A 21,628-nucleotide genomic window follows, 5' to 3' on the forward strand; every position below is an offset into this window, starting at 1 on the left:
TGCAGAGCTTACTGACGACCACTGCATCGGCACGGCCGCACCAGTGCGTGCCATAGCTGACCGAGCGCTGTCCTGAAGTTTCGTGTCCGTTCGCGGTTGCTCTACCCTACTCTCCGTTAGCCCCCCGAAACCCGCAGCGAGGCACGAGCATGAGCGATGCATGAACAAGACAGAGCGTGAGCAGATCCATCGCCTCGTCGCGGACTTCAAGCAGTGGGGCAAACGAGCCGCGGACGTGCAGGCCCGGCGCCAGGCCGTACAGGACTCAGCCGGCAGCGGCGAACGAGTTCTGCGTACGCGCAGCGTCGAGCTACGCCGGGCCGGCCAGACGGCATGGCTCACGACTCCGCTCGAAATGGGCGACACGGTTGTCGTCAGGGACCTCTGGCAGCGCGCGAACCTCCCCGTAGCGACTGCCGAAGATCGGGCCCTGCTGAGGTTGCTCGCAGAGGACGTACCACGCGCCATCGACGCCGTCCGCGCCGTGCTCGGCATCCGCCGCTTCCTCACCGGACCGGCAAAGAAGCAGCCGGCGCAGGCTGCGGCTGAGTTCCTGCACCGCCAGCACACCGCGGTCACCGCAGCTGGCGGACCCAGACGACTGGAGCAGCTCGGTGTTCTCCCCGAAACCGTCGACCCGGTACGGCTGAGGTTCGAGGCGCTGCTCGACCCGGTCCTCCGCTTCGACCTCGTCGCCGCACGGACCGGCCCGAAGCCCGAGATCCTGGACCGGTCGGTCTTCGGCGGCCTGCCCGAGGCGCTCGTCGCGATCGACAAGGTCCTCACCAGCGAAGACTCGTACCGCTCGGCCGCGCGCGACGCGGGCGACAAGGTTCGACGTGCGGAGGTTCAGCGGATCCTCCTGCAGATGCCTGTGGATGGGTTGAAGGCGGCCACCCGCGACCGCCTCCGACTGACCGCCCTCTCCGAGGCGCGCATCAGCACCGTGCAGGAGGTGCTGGACTGGGGCATGTCACTGCAGTCGCTTCCCGGCGTCGGGGAAACCTCGGCACGGCGCATGTACGCGGCGGCGCAAGCGCTCTGGCAGACGACGTACGACGAGATGCCCGTCCGCATCGACATCAAGAATCGGCACCCGGAGACCACCCACCTGCTGGGCACCCTCGCCGAATGGGACTCGTGCCGTCAGACCCGAGGCGCGTCAGCAGACATCGAACGCGCGGCCGAACTCGCACCCCTGCGGACAGCCATCAGCGCCAAGACGAGCCACCTCCTCGTCATTCCGACCAGGACGCTCCAAGCCACCGGACTGCGTGAGAGCATCCAGATCGTCAAACGGCGGGCAGAACTGCTCGCCGGATCGGCCGCAGCCGGACCGAGAAGCACCGGCACGGACCCGTGGCAGGACTTCCTCCTCCGACCCGCCGACTACTTCGCCATGCTCTCCGAACTCGGTTTCATCATCGAGGACGAGAACGCCGTACACGGAGACCTCCCGGAGGAGATCATCGCGGCGGTACGCGACCAAGCGCTCAGCGGCGAACACCTCACCGCGTCGTTGCGCGGATACCAGAGCTTCGCCGCCCGCTTCGCCCTCGTACAGCGCAAGGTCATCATCGGGGACGAGATGGGCCTCGGCAAGACCATTGAGGCCATCGCCGTCCTGGCGCACCTGCGCACCCGAGGCGAGACCCACTTCCTGGTGGTGTGCCCGGCCGCAGTCGTGACCAACTGGATCCGCGAGGTGACCAGCAAGTCGAAGCTGCGAGCACACCGGGTCCACGGACCGGAGCGCGACCGCGCAGCCCGGACCTGGGCACGCGACGGGGGCGTCGCCGTAACAACATACGAGACCCTGGCGTGGTGGGAGCCGGCCCTGAAGAAGCTGCACGATCTGCCGTGCGTCGTGGTCGATGAAGCCCACTACATCAAGAACCCGCACGCACAGCGGACGATTAGGACCCACGACCTCATCACCCGCTCGGACCGCGCGATCCTCCTCACCGGTACGCCGTTGGAGAACCGGGTCGACGAGTTCCGCAACCTGGCGTCCTATGTGCGTCCGGACCTCACCGTCAGCGCCACGGACCTTTCACCGCGGACGTTCCGGCGGCAGATCGCGCCTGCATACCTCCGCCGGAACCAGGAGGACGTGCTCGCCGAACTCCCAGAGCTCATCGAGGTCAACGACTGGCTGCCCTTATCTGCGGCGGACATGTCCGGCTACCGGGCGGCCGTCGAACGAGGCAACTTCATGGAGATGCGCCAAGCGGCGATGCTCCAAGGACCCCAGTCCGAAAAACTGCGACGGCTGGTCGACATCGTCCGCGAAGCGGAGGAGAATGAGCGGCGAGTCATCGTCTTCTCCCACTTCAGGCAAGTACTGGACCTCGTTGCCAGGTCACTGCCAGGCCGGGTGTTCGGGCCGCTGACGGGGTCCGTGCCGGCGAACCAACGCCAGGAGATGGTGGACCAGTTCTCGAGGGCGAAGCACGGCGCCGTTCTCGTCGCCCAGATCATCGCCGGCGGCGTCGGGCTCAACATCCAGTCCGCATCCGTCGTCATCATCTGCGAACCGCAGCTCAAGCCCACCACCGAAGCCCAGGCGATCGCCCGGGCACACCGGATGGGGCAGGTGCAGTCGGTGCAGGTCCACCGGCTGCTGTCCGAAGACAGCGTCGATCAACGGATCACCGAACTGCTGGCTAGGAAGAAGCAGATCTTCGCCGACTTCGCCCGGGTCAGTGACATGGCCGACTCCGCTCCGGAGGCGGTGGATCTGTCGGAAGCCGAACTCGTCCGAGAGGTCGTCGCCGCCGAACGCCAACGCCTCATGGGACTCACCACTGTTGAGACCTGACCCTCCCAACCACGGACCGGTCACCTCCAGGTACTCGTCAACCGGGTCCGTTGCGTTGAGCCTTGGCATGGTCGAGCCACACTCGAGCGGTGAAGTCGTCGCCCCGCGTCCGTCCGGTGTTGCCCGCGAAGACGGCGTTCGCGGGGTTACGGTTTCCGCCGGAGGTGATCGTGGTCGCCGTGCGCTGGTACCTGCGGTTCAACCTGTCGTACCGCGATGTCGAGGAGCTGCTGGTCGAGCGCGGGGTCGAGGTCACGTCACCGTGTTCCGGTGGGTGCAGCGGTTTACCCCGCCTCTCGCCGATGCGGCGCGGTTTTGCCGGCACTCGCCGGGTGACCGGTGGTTCGTCGACGAGACCTACGTCAAGGTCAGCGGGGTGTGGCGCTAGGTCTACCGGGCCGTCGACCAGCACGGACAGGTCATCGACGTGCTCGTGTCCGCCCGCCGCGACGCCGACGCGGCCCGCAGGTTCTTCCGCCGGGCCCTGTCGACGTTGAAGGTGACGCCGATCGAGGTAGTGACCGATGCCGCGGTGGTGTACCCGGCTGTGATCGAGGAGCTACTTCCGCGGGTGTGGCGTTCATGTCGAACGCTACGCGAACAACCCGATCGAGGCCGATCACAGCCAGCTCAAACACCGGTTGAGACCGATGCGCGGGCTGCAGACCGACAGGACTGCGAAAGTGGTCATCGCTGGACACGCCTTCATGCAGAACCTACGCCGCGGACACTACGAACTCGCGATCGACACCCCACCCGCCCAGCGGCCGCCGCGGCATTCGCCGAACTCGCCAAGGCAATCTGACCCGGCTCCGAGCCGGAGCTTCACCACGCCCGACCATCCGCGAACGCAACAGCGCCCATCACCTACCTGCCGCCCGAATCCAGGCCGCTGTAGACCGGACGGTGCGGCTGGATCACCGGCCGGCGCGACCGCCGGTACGTTCTGTCACGCCATGGCGACGCATTGCCCCGGGACGCCGCTGGAGGTGGCTGCGGTGCGCTCGGATTGTCCTCAGTTGCGCAAACATCCACATCGGACGTTGGGATGAGTACGGCTAAGCTCTTGTGGTGATGCCCGTCACCCGTCACGTCGCCCTCACGGGACGGGTAGATCTTGATTGGACCATGCTGGTTAACCCACGATGATGCCTTCAACACGCAATGTCGGGGGTGGGCGCCATTCGCGAGGATTCTCCCCGCTGGGAACAGATCAATCCCAGCGGGTTTCTTCATGAGCGAGAAGGCCTGCGTGAACTCGCCTCGTACCTTCCTGATGCGGATCCGTTCCACGTATGGGCCAACGTCGAGTTTGTCGGTACCGACGGCACGATCAACGAAGTGGACGCCCTGGTCCTCACGGAGAACGGTCTGTATGTGCTTGAGCTCAAGCACTGGCAGGGCGAGGTTTCCGGCGACGGCACTCAGTGGGTGCGGCGCGTAGGCAACGGCCGTCTTGAGCCTTGGGACAACCCCTACGTCCTGGCCAATCGCAAGGCCAAGCGCCTGTCGAGCCTGATGCAGCACTACGCCAAGCAGCAAGACCGCAAGGCATCGGTGCCCTTCGTCCGCGCGGCCGTGTTTCTGCACGCCCGCAACATGCGATCGAGATTGGATGAAGTCGGCCGCCAGTCCGTGTACGGCCTCGACGGCCAGGGGTCCGGCCTGCCCAGTCTCAAGCAACTGCTCCTCGGCCGCCCCCGCGACGTGCGTGACCTCGTGGACCCCGCCCGCGGCAGGGAGATCGTCGATCTGGTGCGCGGCGCGAAGATCCGGCCCTCCGTGGCGGACCGGAAGCTGGGCAGCCTGCTGCTGCACCCGCGACCACTCGCCGAAGGGGTGGGCTGGCAGGACTTCCTCGGCGGCCACACGGCAGACACCGCGATCGTGCGCCGGGTGCGCTTCTACCTCACCAGCCGCGCCGAGGCCGACGAGGTGCCGGTAATCCTGCGCGCCGCCGACCGCGAGTTCCGGCTGCTGCAGGGCATGCGGCACGACGGCATCGCCGCGGCGCTCGACCTCGTCGACCATCCCTGGGGGCCGGCCGTCGTGTTCGAGCACGACGAGAACTGGGTCCGGTTGGACCACTGGCTGACCCAGCGCGGTGACAAGCTCACACTCGCCCAGCGGCTGACCCTGGTCCAGGACCTTGCGGAGATCGTCGAGTACGCCCACGCGCGCCGCCTGGTGCACCGTTCGCTGCACCCCAAGACCATTTTCGTCAAGGACCCGGACAGGTCCCGCCCGCAGCTCGTGGTGACTGACTGGCAGACCGGCGGCCGACTGGCCAGCGCCACCCAGCTCACCCGTCACGGATCGTCGAGCGATCCCGCCGGGCTGGAGCTCTTCTACGACGACGAGGCGCGCCGCTACCAGGCGCCGGAGGCGTTCGTGCGGTCTGACGCCCCTGGATCGGCGCTCGATGTCTTCTCCCTTGGCGTCATCGCCTACCGCGTCTTCGCCGGCGCGGCGCCGGCCGCCACGGGCGAGGAGCTGCTCATGCTCGTCCGCGCCGGGGGCCTTAACCTCGCCGGCGGCGTCGACGGTGTGCCGGCGACGCTCGTGGACCTGGTCTACGACGCGACACGTGGCGATCCTGCCGCGCGTATCCCCAGCGTGGCTAGGTTCCGAGCCGGCGTCGAAGCGGTCTGGGACGAGCTGACCGCCCCGGAGCCGGTGCAGCGGCTTGACCCCCTTGAGGCCAAGAAGGGTGACGAGCTCGACGGCGAGCTTGTCGTCATCAGGCCGCTCGGCTCCGGTGCCACCGCGAAGGCGCTGCTCGTCCGTGCCGGTGACAGCAAACGCGAGCTGGTCCTCAAGGTCGCCAAGGACGAGCGGCATGGTGAGCGTCTGCGCCAGGAGGGTCGGGTGCTGGCGGGCCTCAACCACTGGCAGGTGGCGGCCCTGGTCGACGGCGATCTGACGGTCGGCGGGCGCACCGCGCTGCTGCTGGAGAGCGCGGGTGAGCAGACCCTCGCGCAGGATCTCGAGCGAGGCCCCCTGGCCCTCGACTTGCTGGAGAGATACGGCCGCGACCTGCTGGACATCCTGGCGTTCCTTGATGCGCAGGGTGTGGCACACCGCGACCTGAAGCCGGCCAATCTTGCCGCCCGACCCCGCCCCAAGGACAAGCAGCTGCACCTGTGCGTCTTCGACTTCTCGCTGGCGGCGACGCCGGTGGATCAGCTGCTGGCGGGCACGCCCGGCTATCTAGACCCGTTCCTCGGGCCGCCGCGGCGACAGCGCTACGACCCGGCGGCCGAGTGGTTCGCCGCCGCGGTGACGCTGTATGAGATGGCCACCGGCAAACTGCCGCGCTGGGGTGACGGTGCCAATCCGGTCGTGGTGCGTGACGAGGTCACCCTCGACCCGTCCGTGTTCCCCGACCGGATCGCAGACCGGCTGGTCGCCTTCTTTGCCAAGGCGCTGGCCCGTGACGCCCCGGCCAGGTTCGACACCGTCGAGAAGATGACCGATGCCTGGCGCGTCATCTTCAAGGACATCCCCGAGGCTGGCACATCCGCCGTCGACGTGCCGCTGGCTGCGAACCTGACCCGCGAATCACCCATCGACGGTCTCGGGCTCACCGACCGCGCCCGGTCTGCCCTCAACCGGCTGGGCGTGCACAGCGTCAGTGAGCTGCTCGACTACGAACCGTCAGCGCTCACCCGCGCCAAGGGCGTGCCCGACGCCACCCGCAAGGAGATCCTCGCGCAGGCGCGTGCCCTGCGGACGATCATGCAGCCGGTCGCGCCTGCCGCGGAGGACGAGCAGCACGTCGCCCGGGGCATCGAATCCGTCGCGGCCACGCTGCTGCCCGACCCGACCAGCCGCAACCGCGCCGAGCGTGACGCGCTGGCGGTGTTGCTGGGGCAGACGCCGGAGGCCGCGGGCTCCTACTTGCGCTGGCCGGCCCAGAGCGAGGCTGCCCGCGGCACCGGGCAGAGCCAGCCTCAGTTGTCGATCTGGCTGCGAAAGAGCGCGCCGCAGTGGCTTGCCAATCCGGCGCTGACAGCCGTACGCGATGAGGTCGTCGCGCTGCTGGACACTCGCGGTGCGGTGCTGTCGGCAGCGGAGCTGGCCGAAGCCCTGATCGCCGACCGCGGTTCGTACTCCCCGGAGCCGCAGCGCACGGCCCAGGCAATCGGCGTCGTCCGCGCCGCGGTCGAGGCCGAGCTCAGCCGGGGCGGCGATGCGCGGGTCGCGATCCGCCGGTTGCGGGGCTCGGACAGCGTGCTCGTCGGGCGGGAGCCCGACGACCCGGACGCCACGATCACCGCCGACGACCTGCTGAAGTATGCGATCGAGCTGGGCATGCGGGCCACCGAGCTCGCCGCCGCCCAGCCTTTGCCGACCCGTCAGCGCACGGCCGAGGAGCTGCGCCAGATCGTGCCGCCCGGCGGCATGCCCGTGCTGAGCGAGGCGCGGCTGGTGCAGCTGGCCGTCGCGGCCAGCAACGACCGCGCGGCCGTCAATGCCGCCGGGCAGCTCTATCCCGTCGGCATGCCCGCCGCCCAGGCCGTGCGCCTGTCCGCGGGCAGCCTCATCGGCCAGTTCTCCCAGGAGAAGTTGCGCAGCCGGGTCAGCTCACGTTTCCCCCGCGCCGAGGCGCTGCCCGACCGACCGGCGCTGGACGACCTGCTGCGCGAGTGCGGCGTGCTCCTGCGCTGGGACGCGACGCAGCGCGTCTATGGGCCGCCGACACAGAACAGCTTCACCGCCACCCGCATCCTGACCACCGTGCCGGTGGCCGGCGGGCCGGGCGCGGAGTCGGCGGTCGACGCCAGGCTCGCCGAGACCGTCGACCGCAACGGCTTCCTGGTTGTGCTCGCGTCGTTCCGGCGCGTGCGCGACGCCCGGGAGCGGCTGCTGAGCCGCTACCCGCTGGCCGAGGTCGACGTCACCGCGATCCTGCTGGCGACGCTGCGTGCCTCCGGCGCACCGTGGGAACTGATCGTCTCCGCGGATGCGCAGGAGCCCAGGAGCCCCGACTTCCAGGCCCTGCGAGGCCTGGTGCAGCACGACGTCCTTCGTGCGGTCGAGGCCGCGGTCGACGCCGCATCTGGCCCCGTGCTGATCACTGAGGCGTCGCCGCTGGCGCGATACGACGAGATGGGCCTGCTACGCAAGCTGGCCGACACGAGCCGCACGCGCCCTGCGGCACGCCTCCTGCTCACCCCCTACCGGCGTCCCGAGCAACCGCTGCTCGACGATGTGCCGCTGCCGCTGATCTCCCGCGAGAGCCAGGCGCTGCACCTGCCCGACAGCTGGCTGGACCGCACCGCCGCCGCAGAGAGGGCAGCCCGCCCATGATCGAGCTCAAGGCGTTGCAGAGCCAGGTCAGGCGGCTCGTCGACGACTTGCGCACGCAGGTTCCCGTGACGGTCGGCCTTCTGCCAAAGCTCGAGAAGGAGTACGGCGAAGCTAAGGCGGCCAAGCGGGTCGGCGGCACGTTCGAGACCTGGCTGGAAGACGTGCTCGACCAGGCGGCCGTCGCTTGGGTGCTCGGCTGCATCTTCGTGCGCTTCTGCGAGGACAACGAGCTCGTTAACGGGCTGTGGCTGGGCGGCCCCGAGCCGCACGCGTCGGTGGAGTACGCCTACCAGCGCCGCCAGGCGTTCCTGACCGGCACCACCCACAACGACCGGCACTGGCTGCGGGAAGCGTTCGGCTACCTGAAGAGCCTACGTGTCGCGGAAAAGATCTTTGACGACCACAATCCGGTATGGCGATTCGAGCCGTCCGCCGACGCGGCCGAGGCCCTCGCCGACTTCTTCCGCAAGGGCGCCGGTCGGGTGTCGCTGCGCGAACCGCAGCTGGACACCCGTTTCCTCGGCGACCTATACGAGGACCTGTCCGAACACGCCAGGAAAACATACGCGCTATGCCAGACCCCGATCTTTATTCAGGAGTTTGTCCTTGACCGCACATTGGTGCCTGCGTTGCAGGAGTTCGGCCTGGCCGAGACCAAGGTCATCGACCCGGCATGCGGATCCGGACACTTCCTGCTCGGCGCGTTCCATCGGTTGAGCATGCTTTGGCAGCAGCGCGAGCCTGGGTCAGATGCCCGCGAACGGACCCAGCGTGCCCTTGATCAGGTCACGGGGGTGGATATCAACCCGGTCGCGGTTGCGATCGCTCGGTTCCGCTTGCTCATCGCGGCGCTTAAGGCCTGCGGGATATCGTCGCTTGAGCGTGCTCCCGCATTCGCGGTGCGAGTCGCTACGGGTGATTCGCTACTGCAATGGCACACAGATGGTCGGGGCAAACAAGGCGACCTGCTGGCGCTGGCGCAGCAGCGGTCCGCTTTCGCCTACGTCACGGAGGACGCCCAACAGCTCGCAGAGTACCTGAAGCCCGGTCAGTACACCGTGGTCGTCGGCAATCCGCCCTACATCACCGTCAGGGACAAGGCCCTCAATGAACTCTATCGCGGTCTTTACAACGCGTGCTCTGGAAAGTACGCGCTGACGGTTCCGTTCGCGCAGCGATTCTTCGAGCTCGCGCGGCCCGGTGACCACGACGGTCGCGGCTCCGGCTGGGTCGGCCAGATCACCTCGAACTCCTTTACGAAGCGCGAGTTCGGTAAGAAGCTGATCGAAGAGTTCTTCGCCAAGCAGGTTGAGCTGAGCGAGGTCATCGACAGCTCGGGGGCATACATACCAGGTCACGGCACTCCCACGGTCATCATGATTGGACGGAACAACCTGTGGAAGCGTGCATCGACATTACGCACGATTCTTGGTGTACGAGGGGAACCCGGCGCTCCCGACGATCCAGCCACGGGCCTAGTCTGGCGGGCAATCATCGATCAAATCGATGCTCCCGGCTCGGAGTCTGTGTGGGTAACTTCAGCCGACTTTCCTCGGGGTCAACTTGCCACCCACCCCTGGAGCCTCTCCGGTGGCGGTGCCTCGGATCTTATGGAGGTGCTCGAAGATTGCCCAACGGAGCTTGGAACTACTGTGTCGAGGGTTGGCGTGTTCGGTATGACGAACGCCGATGACGTCATGTTGGCGGACGCCGCAGCCTGGGCCCGTCGGGCAGGAGATCTTTCGCTAAACCGTCGGTTGGCATTGGGTGATGAACTTCGTGACTGGATCTGTAGTGATGGTGCGTGGTCCTTCTTTCCATACGACGACGAATTGAAGTTACTTAAACTTACCGAAGGTGGGCACTACCGCTGGCTCTGGCCGAGTCGGACAGTGATGGGTAACCGTGTCACCTTCGGCAAGCAGACATACTTCGAGGAAGGAAGACCCTGGTACGGCTGGCATCAAGTTACGCGCGACCCAGGGACGCACGAATGGTGGATCGCGTTTGCGGAGGTGGCGACGCATAACCACTTCGTGCTGGACCGAGGCGGGAAGGTCTTCAAACAGACCGCGCCGGTGATCAAGCTTTCGGAGGAAGCAAGCGAGGACGACCATCTGGCGTTGTTGGGCATGCTGAACTCGTCGACCGCCAACTTTTGGCTAAAACAGGTCTGCTTCTCAAAAGGCGGCAGCGGCATGGGGCGGGGTATCCAGCCAGAGGATTGGATGGAGCGCTATGCCTTCAACGCCTCCAATGTTCAGGAGTTTCCCCTGCCCGAGGGCCGCCCGCTGGACTGGGGTCGTGCACTCGATGCACTTGCCCATCAACTGGCCAAGTCGATCCCGCTCGCTGTCGCGGCGACCGGGGTCCCGACGAGAACCCGGCTGGCCGAGGCTCGCGCGGCGTGGGAGAGCTGCCGCGCCCTGATGATCGCGGCGCAAGAGGAGCTGGATTGGGAGGTCTACCGGCTTTACGGGCTGCTCGACGACACTCTGACCATTGAGTACCCGCCGGAGATCAGCCTTGGGGAGCGCGCGTTCGAGATCGTGCTGGCGCGCCGGGTGGCCGCGGGTGAGCTGGAAACCCAGTGGTTCGAGCGTCACGGCTCCAGCCCGATCGCGGAGATTCCTAACCACTGGCCAGCAGACTATCGGCAGCTCGTGCAGCGGCGTATCGATCTGATTGAGGCTGATCGCAACATCGCTCTGCTGGAGAAGCCGGAGCACAAGCGGCGCTGGGCTACTGACGGCTGGGACGCCATGCAGAGCGCTGCGCTGCGCGATTGGCTGCTGGACCGGCTGGAAGCGACCACGATCTGGGGTGCGACGCCGGTGCCGTTGAGCGTCGCGCAGATCGCCGATCGGGTGGCTCACGACGAGGACTTCCGGCATGTGCTGGAGCTATGGCTCGGCTCGAACGCCTACGACCTGACGAAGGCGCTGACCAAGCTGCTGGCCGACGAGTGGGTGCCGTTCCTGCCGGTCGACCGCTACAAGCCGTCCGGGCTGCGTAAGCGCGCCCAGTGGGAGCGCACCTGGGAGCTGCAGCGCCTGGAGGACGACGGCGAGCCGGTCGTGATCGACGTGCCCCCCAAGTACGGGTCGGGTGACTTCGCCAAGCCGTCGTACTGGCGGGCGCGGGGCAAGCTCGACGTGCCGAAGGAGCGCTTCATCGCGTACCCCCGGATGGGCCGCGACGGTGACGGCAGCGAGCTGCTCGGCTGGGCCGGGTGGGACCACCTGGCGCAGGCCCAGGCCCTGGCCACCGTCTACCTGGACCGCAGGACGCAGGCCGCGTGGCCCGCGGACCGGCTGCTGCCGCTACTGGCGGGCTTGGCCGAGCTGGAGCCCTGGCTGCACCAGTGGCACGCCGAGCCGAAGGCCGGGTTCCCAGGCACGCCGGCCGACTTCTTCACAACCTTCATCGACACGGAGCTGTCGACCCTTGATGCCGACCGGGCTGCGCTGACGCGGCTACGTGGATTGGAACTGCCATGACGCTGCTGCGGGATCTGATCGACATCCCGGAGTCGGTCTCGGACGCCGATTTCGTCGTCACCGCATCGCGCGCCGCCGAGCTGCGCAAGTATGTCGTCACCGACCAGCTGCGCGACAGCTTCGCTGACGCGCTCGCCACGATAGGGCACGCCGCGACCACCGGGCATTCGCAGGCAAAGTTCCTGCACGGCTCGTTCGGCTCCGGCAAGTCGCATTTCATGTCCGTGCTGCGGGAGATCCTCAAGCACAACCCGGAGGTGCGCCAGCAGGTGCGCAACCTCGGCGGCCCGCTCGACAAGGCCGACGGGTGGCTGGCCGGCCGGAAGGTGCTGACCCTCACCTTCCACATGATCGACGCGACCTCGGTCGAGCAGGCGGTGCTGCAGGGATACCTGCGGCAGGTCTCCAGCCTGCACCCGGAGGCCCCGGTGCCGGCGGTGCACCGCTCCGACGCGCTGCTGGCCGATGCGGCGCGGCTACGTGGCCAGCTCGGCGATGACAAGTTCTTCGCGGCCATGGCCGGCACCGGCGCGGGACCGGGCGGTGGTGGCGGTCTCGCCGGCCACCTGGCCCGGGCGGTGGGATGGACCGCTGACACCTACGCCGCGGCCGCTGCCGCGCCGCCCGGCGACGAGCGGCGCGACAAGCTCGTCGGCGCGCTGATCAGCACGTTCTTCTCCGGGGCGGTGCACGGCGGCCAATACCTGGACCTGGACACCGGGCTCGCGGTCATCACCCGGCACGCCAAGGAACTCGGCTACGACCTGATGGTGCTGTTCCTGGATGAGCTGATCCTGTGGCTGTCTACGAAGATCGCAGACCACACGTTCGTCACCACCGAGGGCGCCAAGCTCAACAAGCTGGTCGAGTCGTCCGACGCCACCCGGCCGCTGCCGATCGTGTCGTTCGTGGCGCGCCAGCGCAACCTGGAGGAGTTCCTCGGCCCGCAGGTGGGTGGCACCGAGCGGCAGGCGCTCGGTGACGTGATGGTCCATGTGCAGGGCCGCTTCGGTGAGATCGTGCTCGCCGACACCAACCTGCCGGAGATCGCCGAGAAGCGGCTGCTCAAGCCGCTTGCCGAAGACGGGCGGCGGGTCCTCGACGCCGCATTTGAGGCGGTCAAGGGCAACCGAGCGGTATGGGACACGCTGCTGCTCGGCGCACAGTACGGCGACGCGGGCATCGGTTCGGACGCGGCGGCGTTCCGCAAGCTGTATCCGTTCTCCCCGGCACTGGTGGCGACGCTGGTGGCGCTGTCGCAGGCGCTGCAGCGTGAGCGCACCGCGCTGAAGGTGATGACCGAGCTGCTGGTCGCCCGGCGTGACACGTTGCGGGTCAACGACCTGATCGGCGTCGCGGCGCTGTTCGAGCCGCTCGTCGTGCACGGCCGGCTGCCCGACCGGGCCGAGCTCAAGCAACGTTTCCAGGCCGCCCGCGACACCTACCTCAGTAAACTGAGGCCGCTGCTGCTGACCCGCAACGGCATCACCGAAGCGCAGGCGGCCGAGCACGAGCAGTTTCAGCTCGACGACCGGCTGATCAAGACGCTGCTGCTGGGCGCGGTCGTGCCGGAGGTGCCGGCGCTGACCAACCTCACCGCGGCGAAGCTGCACGCGCTGAACTTCGGCACGATCACCTCGCCGATCCCCGGATACGAGGCGCAGATCGTCGTGGGCCGGCTCAAGCAGCTCGCCGCGGACGCAGGCGAGCTGCACTACAGCGAAGGCCCCGACCCGGTCTTCTCGGTGAAGCTGTCCACCGTCGACTACGACCAGTTGCTGGAGCGGGCGCCGCTGGGCGCGTCGTCGACCGGCATGCAGCAGGAGCTGATGCGCGACCTGGTCTGCGCCGAGCTGGGCCTGCCCGACCCGAGCGGCTCCTTCGGCGAGCTGACCCACCCCCGTGACTGGCGCGGGCGGCGGCACTTCATCCAGATCAAGTTCGGCAACGTCCGCGACAGGGACACGATGCCGGAGTCCGCGCTGGTCAACCAGGCCGACACCTGGCGGATAGTGATCGACTACCCGTTCGATCCGGGCTATCGGCGCAACTCCGACGCGGCGCGCATCGAGACCCTGCCGCGCGGGTCGCGGACCGTGTTCTGGTTGCCGCTGTTCCTCAGCGACGACATGATGGGCCGCGTCGCCCAGCTTGCGAAGGTGAACTACCTGCTGGGCGGGGTCGAGGACCGGATCTCGACCCTGGCCGCGGACTGGTCGCTGTCCGACCGGCAGCAGGGCAAGGTCTACCTGCAACAGCGCCAGCAGCAGCTGCGCCAGTCGCTGGTGGAGGCGCTGAAGCAGGCCTACGGCGCGGCCAAACCGCAGCCCTCTGACGTCGAGCAGGACACCGTGCCGGTGCTGCACACCCTCGCTGAGGCCTTGAACATCGGGGACCCCCGTGGCGGCACGCTGAAGACGGCGTTCGACAACCTCACCGGCGAGCTGCTGGCCTGGGCATACCCCGGCAAGCCCCAGCTGCCCGACGACGAGAAGCCGATCTCCAAGGCGGAACTGGCGAAGGTGCTGCACTACGCCCGGCTCGCCTCGGCTGACGCCACCAAGGGCACCAACGTCGAACCCGCCGACCGCAGGACGATGCAGCGTATCTGCAACCACCTGGAATTGGGCGAGCTGGCCGAGAACCGGTACGTGCTGACCATGTCGACCTGCCTGTGGAGCCGCAAGCTGCTGCAGGAGGCCGGCCACCAGGGCTACACCGACCACTTCCCTGTGCACGTGCTGCGGGAACTGCTCGACAAGCCTGGGGCGCGAGGGTTCGATCACGACCTGCAGAACACGATCATCGCGGTGTTCGCGCTCGAGCAGCAGCTCGCCTGGTATCAGCACGGCGGAAAGGTCGAGGTCCGCTCCATCGCCGACATCAACGACCGACTGGAGCTGCGCCACCCGCCGATGCCCAGCGAGCAGGCATGGACCGCGACCGTGCAGCGCGCCCAGTCGATCTTCGGTGAGGTGCTACCCGTCACCCGCATCCCGGTAAACCTGAGCGAGGCGGCGAAACTGCGCGGCAAGGCCGGGCGCTGGTCGCCCGCCGCGGCAGAGGTCGTCTCACACCTGGAGCGGCACGCACCACTGCTCGGCTTGGAGCTGGATCAGGCGACCGGCCGGCTGGCTACCGCGCGGCAGGCGGCGGCGTTCGCCCGCGAGGTCGCCGCCGAGTCCGACGACGTCGTGCTGATCGAGCTCGTGGCGGCGACCCGGTTCGGCGACCTCGACGACCAGACCATCGGCAAGGCGCTGAGCTCTGCCGACCAGGTCAGGCAGGCGCTGGCGGCCGCGCCGTGGGAGATGCTCGAGGCGGTCGGGACCCGTGCCGTCAGCGAAGAACAGGCCCGGGAGATCCTGGAGAAGCTGCGCAGTGTCGCCGGCTTCGACCAGTCACCCGCCGCCGACCTGACCACCTGCCTGCGTGACGTCGCGGCCGCAGCGTCGAAGGTGCTGGCGGTCGTGCCGCCGCAGCCGCCTTCGCAGTTGCCGCCGGGGAAGCCGCCTGTGCAGCCGCCGCCGGGTCAGGAAGGCCAGGACCCGCCGCAGTCGGGTTCCGTTTCGCCGGCGATTCCCAAGCCCCGCACTGCCTACGAGGACGTGGCCGACATGGCTTCACTGGCCGAGGTCCGCAGGAAGATCGAGGCCGAGGTCAGCGCCGGCCGCAAGGTCCGCATCACCTGGGAAGTGCTGCAGCCGTGATCACAGCACAGGCAGTGAGCCCAGTCGCGGTGCGCCGCAAGGTCGAAGCCTGGCTCGCCGACGGGGGCGACCCACAGCCCGCCATCGCGCTGCGGGCTCGCCCCGAGTGGATCGACGAGCCGGTCATGAAGATCGGCGGCACGCTCGTGCGCGTCGTAGCGTGCCCGTCGCCGCTGGCGATGCGGGCCGCGCTGCACGACCGGGCCGAAGGTGAGCGGCTGGTGCTGCTCACCGAGCTCACCGACGCCGAGCTCGGCGACGGTCTGCTCGTGCATCTGAGCCACTACACCGTACGCAGCGTCGACCCGTGGGAGCTGGTGCGGCAGATGTTCGGCGCGGACGACATCGACCCGTCGCTGGTCGACAAGCGCAGCGGCGGCGGGCGCTGGGTCGCCGACGCCGTCACCGAGTACGCCCCGCCACAGGGCTGGCCCCGGCCCGCGGGAACGGTGCTCACCCGCGAGCACGCGCTCCGCAGCCTAACCGCTAACCTGCTCGGCCTGGACGGCAACGAGATCGACAGCGCCGGTCTGCTGCAGTGGAGCACCGACGCGGCCGCGCTGATGCGCTTCATGAACGTGCCCGACCAGGTCGCGGCAGGCATCGCCGGATTCGCCGCGGAGACCGCCGGACCCGCGGGCCGCGTGATCATCGCCGCGGTGCGCGCCGGGCACGGCATCGACGCGATCCCGCTCGGGCTGCTCTGCGGTGTGCTGTGGACGACCCCCGCCACCCAGGCCGCGGTCGCCCGCACCCGGCTGGAGCCCCGCTTCGGCGGGCTGCAGCTCACCGACGTCGAAGCCGGACACCTGGCCGCGGCCGCTGAGGCGTGGATCCTGCGCATCGCCGAGTCCCACCAGCGCGAGGTCGAACCGCTGCTGCGCCGGGCCGAGACGATCGCTGCCGAAATCGACGCGGCGGCGCTGCTCGGCGGCTCCACCCTGCTGCCAGCCGGGTTCACCCACCGAATGCGCGAGTTCGCGGGCGTCCTGAGCATGGGGCTGCCCGACGCAGGGCCCGTGCCGGTAGGTGCTGTCGTCGCCGCGCAGAGGGCGCTGCGTGCTGTGGAGGAACACCGGTCCGCGCCACCGGTGCGGCTGGAGACCGCGCGCATGGCCATACGCCTGATGCGCTGGCTCTCGATCAACGACGGAGCAGCTCCGGCCACCCTGTACGACGCGCTCCACCGGCAGGTGCGCGTCGACGGGTGGGTCGACCGCGCCCGCCTCGACATCTTCGCCGGTGACGTCGACCCGCACGTGGCCGACGTCTACCAGCGGCTGCACCAGCGCGTCAACGCCGTACGCGCCCGCCACGACGAACAGTTCGCCACGCTCGTCGCCCACGCCACCAGCGCCGAAGCCGACCCGGGTGCCCTGCTGCGCGTCGAAGACGTCCTCGAGCGCCTCGTGCGGCCGGTGCTCGCCAGCGGCAGGCGGGTGCTGCTGCTTGTGATGGACGGCATGAGCGTCGCCGCGATGACGGAACTCGCCGAGTCGCTCACCAGCGCCGGGCCCTGGCTGGAGCTCACCCCCGCCGGGGGCCAGCGCGACGGCGTGCTGGCCGCGCTGCCCACCGTCACCGAGGTCAGCCGGTGCAGCCTGCTCAGCGGCGCGATAGCCCGCGGCGGGCAGGCCGAGGAACGCAAGGCGCTCACGGCACGGTTCCCGGGCAGTGTGCTGCTGCACAAGGGCCGACTGCGGGCCGGTGCAGGCTACGCCCTCGACCCCGAGGTGCGAGCTGCGATCGAAGACCGGACCGTGCCACTGGTCGCAGCTGTAATCAACACCATCGACGACGCCCTCGACCGCAGCGACCCAGGCCTGGTCGTCTGGGATACCGACAGCATCCCGGCGCTACGTGACCTGCTCTCCGTGGCGCAGGACCGGGTGGTGATCCTGACGTCCGACCACGGCCACGTCGTCGACCGCGGCCCGGACGCGGCACATAGACCTACCTCGTCCAGCGAGAACCGCTGGCGGTCCGCCGACCAGCCATCCGGCGCCGGGGAGATCCTGGTGCGCGGCAGCCGCGTCGGCACACCCGACCACCAGGCAGTGCTGCCCTGGCGAGAGGAACTGCGCTACGGGCCGCGCAAGGCCGGATACCACGGCGGAATCAGCGCCGCCGAAGCCGTCATCCCGCTGCTGGTGCTCAGCGCCGGCGACGACAGCGCCGTGCCAGGCTGGTCCGGAGCTCCCGTCGCCAGCCCTGACTGGTGGCGCGAGCCGCTCGCCGCAACACCGCCCGCAGAGGCACCGATCTCGCAGGCGACCCGTCACACCGTGCGAAAACCGGCACGTCAGACGGAGACGCTCTTCGAGGTAGAGGCGGCGCCGCCTATGCTCGCGTGGCCTGTCGCATCACCAGCCGACACCGGATCGCCGCTGATCGCCGCTCTGCTCGCATCACCGGTCTACGTCAGCCGCCGTGGCTCGCGCACCGATCTGCCCGAAGAGCGGGTTGCCGCGCTGGTCAATGCGCTCGTCGCGGCACCCGGCGGACGGCTGCGCAAGGACACCCTCGCCGCTAACGCCGGTGTCCCGGCACACCGCATCGGCCCGACGCTGGCAGCGCTGCGCCGCCTGCTGCAGGTCGAGGGCTATCCCGTCCTCGACGTCGATCCCGACGGGCAGACCGTCATCCTGGACGAGCAGCTGCTTCGTGAGCAGTTCGGGCTGGGGTCGCAGCCGTGACCATTGAGATCAGCATTCGCCGTCGCCGTGAGGTCATCGACGCGCTGCGGCGCGGCACCGTGCCCCGCAATGGCCTCGACGTGCTCGCCGTCGGCCTCGACCGCTTCAGCATCGCGATCGACGCCGAGCTCGACGCGGTCGCCGCCGGCGGTGCCGCCTTCAAAGCCGTGCGTGGCGAGTACGGCGCCGGCAAGACCTTCTTCACCCGGTGGCTCGCAGAACGCGCCAAACGCCGCGGCCTTGCCACCGCAGAGGTGCAGATCTCCGAAACCGAGACACCGCTGCACCGGCTGGAGACCGTCTACCGGCGCATCATCGAAAGCCTCACTACCGAGGAATTTCAGCCGTCAGCCCTGAGACCCCTGCTCGACGCGTGGCTGTTCACCCTGGAAGAGGACGCGCTCGCCGCCGGCATCGACGAGCACGACGGGCAGGCGCTCGCCGACGCCGTCGACCAGCTGATGGAACGACGCCTCGGCGATCTCGCGCGTAGCGCCCCTACCTTCGCCGCCGCACTCCGCGGCTACCGGGGCGCCGTCACGGCAGGAGACAGCGCCACCGCCGACGGCCTCGCGGCCTGGCTAGGCGGACAGCCGAACGTGGCCGCCTCCGCACGGCGCGCTGCCGGCGTCAAAGGCGAGCTCGATCACTTCGGTGCCTTCGGCTTCCTGCAGGGCCTGCTTGCCGTGCTGCGCGGCTGCGGACACCCCGGCCTCGTCGTCGTCCTCGACGAGGTCGAGACGCTGCAGCGGATGCGCTCCGACGCTCGTGACAAGGCCCTCAACGCCCTGCGTCAGCTCCTCGACGAGGTCGACGCGGGGAGGTTTCCGGGGCTTTACCTCGTCATCACCGGCACCCCCGCGTTCTTCGACGGCATGCAGGGAGCCCAGCGCCTGCCCCCGCTCGCCCAGCGGCTGGCCACCGATTTCACCACCGACCCACGCTTCGACAACCCGCGAGCAGTCCAGATCCGGCTACCGGGGTTCAGCCACGACGCTCTCGTCGACCTCGGCAGCAAGGTCCGTGACCTTTACACGGTCGGGGCCGGCGATGCCCAGCGCATCGCAGCCGCTGTCGATGGCGCTTACGTCGCTCTGCTCGCCTCTGCCGTCACCGGCCAGCTCGGCGGCAAAGTCGGTGTCGCCCCTCGGGTGTTCCTGAAGAAGCTCGTCGGTGACGTGCTGGACCGGGTGGACCAGTTCGACGACTTCGACCCGCGCAGCCACTACCGGCTTACGCTCGTCGCCGGCGAGTTGTCTGACGTCGAGCGTAACGCTGCCGGGCTGGCCGTCACCTCGGTCGACGACATCGTCCTCGACCTGTCATGAGTGACCTCGACCGGCTCGCCCCCGGGCTGGTCTACCACGTCGTCAACACCCTCGGCTGGTCCACGCTGCGGCCTCTGCAAGCAGCTGCCATCGCACCGTTGCTCGACGGTCAGGATGCGCTACTGCTCGCCCCAACCGCCGGAGGGAAAACCGAAGCGGCAACTTTTCCGCTGCTCACCGCCATGACCCAGCAGGGTTGGCACGGCCTGTCCGTGCTCTACGTCTGCCCGCTGAAAGCGCTGCTGAACAACCTGCACGGCCGACTGCGCACCTACGGGCACTGGCTCGGCCGCGACGTTGGAATCTGGCATGGTGACACAACCGAAGCCCAGCGACGGCGACTTCGCATACAGCCTCCCGACATCCTGTTGACCACGCCCGAGTCGCTGGAGTCTTTGCTGGTGTCGCGGCTGGTGACGCCACGGGAGTTCTTCGCCGACCTGCAGGCCGTCGTCGTTGACGAGGTTCACGCCTTCGCCGGTGACGATCGAGGCTGGCACCTGCTGGGCGTTCTCGAACGGCTGACTCGCCTTGCAGGCAGGCCGATCCAGCGGGTCGGCCTTTCCGCCACCGTGGGTAATCCCGAGCAACTAATCAACTGGCTGCAAGGCTCCGCCGCAGGCTGGCGCCCGGCCGCGGTCGTCGCTCCAGAGGTCACCACTGCGACGCCGGTCGACGCCGAGGTCGGGTTGGACTACGTCGGCAACGTCCAGAACGCCGCAGCCGTGATCGCGGCGCTGCACCGCGGTGAGAAACGACTGGTCTTCGCCGAATCCCGCCGCCGCGTCGAAGAACTCGCCCTCGAACTACGCAGTAAACGCATCGCCACCTTCGTGTCGCACTCGTCGCTGTCGGCGGACGAACGCAAGCAGGCCGAGCAGGCCTTCGCCGAGGCCCGCGACTGCGTGATCGTCTCCACCTCGACCCTCGAACTCGGCATCGACGTCGGAGACCTCGACCGCGTCATACAGATCGACGCCCCGACCACCGTCGCCTCGTTCCTGCAGCGGCTCGGCCGGACCGGGCGCCGCGCCGACAGCCGGCGCAACATGCTGTTCCTCGCCACCCGCCAGGAGGCTCTACTCCACGCTGCCGGGTTACTCCACCTGTGGCGCATCGGATTCGTTGAGCCCGTCACCGCCCCGCCTGAGCCCCGTCACATCGCCGCACAGCAGATCCTCGCACTCTGCCTACAAGAAGGGCGGATCGGAGACACCACCTGGGCAGACTGGTGGGGGGACCTGCCGCTCTTCGACGAGACCGCCCATGACATCGTTGACCACCTCGTCGACTCGGAACACATCGAACGCGACGAAGCCGGCATGTTGTTCATCGGCGCGGCCGCCGAACGCCGCTACGGGCATCGCAACTTCATGGACCTGCTCGCCGTCTTCACCGCGCCACCACAGTTCGTTGTGTTACATGGCCGCACCGAGATCGGCGGCGCCGACCCCATCATGCTCATGCTCAAGACCGAAGGCCCCAAGCGGCTGTCCTTGGGTGGGCGATCATGGCAGGTCAACCACATCGACTGGAAGCGCCAGCGCTGCTACGTCGAACCCAGCGACCACCACGCCCGCAGCCTCTGGAGCGGCACCGAGCTCCCGCACTCATACGCTCTCAGCCAGGCCCAACGTGCCGTACTCCTGGGCACGGATCCTGCCGTCGAGATCTCCCAGCGTGCCGAGGCAACTCTGACCAAACTCCGCGACGAAACCGGGTTGAGGGCCGCTGCTGATGGGACCGTCATCGTTGATAACGGCGAAGACCGTACTTGGTGGACCTGGGCTGGCGGACGAGGCAACGCCACCCTCGCTGCAGCCCTGCCCAGCGCCATCGATCGCGAGACGCGAGTGGAGAACCACTCGGTGCGGCTGCGTTCGGATGTCGATCGTGCTGCGCTGCGGCGGGCCGTCGATGCGATTGAGGGCGATCCTATCCCGACGCCAGATGTCTCCGATGATGCATTACGCCAGCTCAAGTTCAACGAGATGCTGCCGGAACCGCTCGCTGCGGCCACGCTAGGCAAGCGGCTCGCCGACCCCGAAGCCGCGCGGATGATCATTGCGCAAAGACGTCTGTGGCGGCTGATCTAACGTCACAAGACCGGGCCCAATCGCGGACGCTGGAAAACTACCTCCCCACAGCCTCCTTGCGCAGCGGATGTGCGTCGCTGTTCGGGCGCGCCGCTAACGCGCCTACGGTCGCCCATGTGAGTTCTCGGCCTCGGTAGGGACACGCAGCTCATGGAGGGCATGGC

The 21,628-nt window shown here is 68.4% G+C and carries 7 protein-coding genes and 1 pseudogene; all 8 read left to right on the forward strand.

Going from position 1 to position 21,628, the window contains the following annotated elements; all coding sequences use genetic code 11:
• Positions 1-160 precede the first annotated feature (160 nt).
• On the forward strand, positions 161-2,821 hold the full coding sequence (locus AB0B66_RS23765; protein ID WP_360533743.1) for a DEAD/DEAH box helicase: 2,661 nt from the start codon (positions 161-163) through the stop codon (positions 2,819-2,821).
• A gap of 119 nt (positions 2,822-2,940) precedes the next feature.
• Positions 2,941-3,626: pseudogene (locus tag AB0B66_RS23770) on the forward strand (IS6 family transposase).
• A 359-nt stretch (positions 3,627-3,985) separates the two neighbouring features.
• Entirely contained in the window at positions 3,986-8,134 is a 4,149-nt protein-coding gene (gene pglW, locus AB0B66_RS23775; RefSeq protein WP_360533746.1) for a BREX system serine/threonine kinase PglW, read from the forward strand.
• Complete coding sequence (gene pglX / locus AB0B66_RS23780; protein ID WP_360533749.1) at positions 8,131-11,634, forward strand: BREX-2 system adenine-specific DNA-methyltransferase PglX; 3,504 nt, start codon at positions 8,131-8,133, stop codon at positions 11,632-11,634. Before pglW ends, pglX begins: the two co-directional genes overlap by 4 nt.
• On the forward strand, positions 11,631-15,344 hold the full coding sequence (locus AB0B66_RS23785) for a phage resistance protein (RefSeq protein ID WP_360533752.1): 3,714 nt from the start codon (positions 11,631-11,633) through the stop codon (positions 15,342-15,344). Before pglX ends, AB0B66_RS23785 begins: the two co-directional genes overlap by 4 nt.
• Before the next feature lie 14 nt (positions 15,345-15,358).
• The gene (gene pglZ / locus AB0B66_RS23790) at positions 15,359-18,040 is read left to right on the forward strand and encodes a BREX-2 system phosphatase PglZ (RefSeq protein ID WP_360533755.1); all 2,682 of its coding nucleotides are present in this window, start codon (positions 15,359-15,361) and stop codon (positions 18,038-18,040) included.
• Positions 18,037-19,368 (forward strand): BREX system ATP-binding protein BrxD, encoded by a 1,332-nt coding sequence (brxD, locus tag AB0B66_RS23795; protein WP_360533758.1) that lies wholly within the window; start codon positions 18,037-18,039, stop codon positions 19,366-19,368. The genes pglZ and brxD overlap by 4 nt, the downstream gene beginning before the upstream one ends.
• Positions 19,365-21,464 (forward strand): DEAD/DEAH box helicase, encoded by a 2,100-nt coding sequence (locus AB0B66_RS23800; protein ID WP_360533761.1) that lies wholly within the window; start codon positions 19,365-19,367, stop codon positions 21,462-21,464. Before brxD ends, AB0B66_RS23800 begins: the two co-directional genes overlap by 4 nt.
• The last annotated feature ends 164 nt before the right edge of the window (positions 21,465-21,628 follow it).

This window comes from Catellatospora sp. NPDC049111 (assembly GCF_040648615.1).
Lineage (GTDB): Bacteria > Actinomycetota > Actinomycetes > Mycobacteriales > Micromonosporaceae > Catellatospora > Catellatospora aurea.

Coding starts and splice junctions, on each gene's coding strand:
- AB0B66_RS23765 (WP_360533743.1), top strand. CDS start 161: ATGAACAAGACAGAGCGTGAGCAGATCCATCGCCTCGTCGCGGACTTC.
- pglW (WP_360533746.1), top strand. CDS start 3,986: ATGTCGGGGGTGGGCGCCATTCGCGAGGATTCTCCCCGCTGGGAACAG.
- pglX (WP_360533749.1), top strand. CDS start 8,131: ATGATCGAGCTCAAGGCGTTGCAGAGCCAGGTCAGGCGGCTCGTCGAC.
- AB0B66_RS23785 (WP_360533752.1), top strand. CDS start 11,631: ATGACGCTGCTGCGGGATCTGATCGACATCCCGGAGTCGGTCTCGGAC.
- AB0B66_RS23800 (WP_360533761.1), top strand. CDS start 19,365: ATGAGTGACCTCGACCGGCTCGCCCCCGGGCTGGTCTACCACGTCGTC.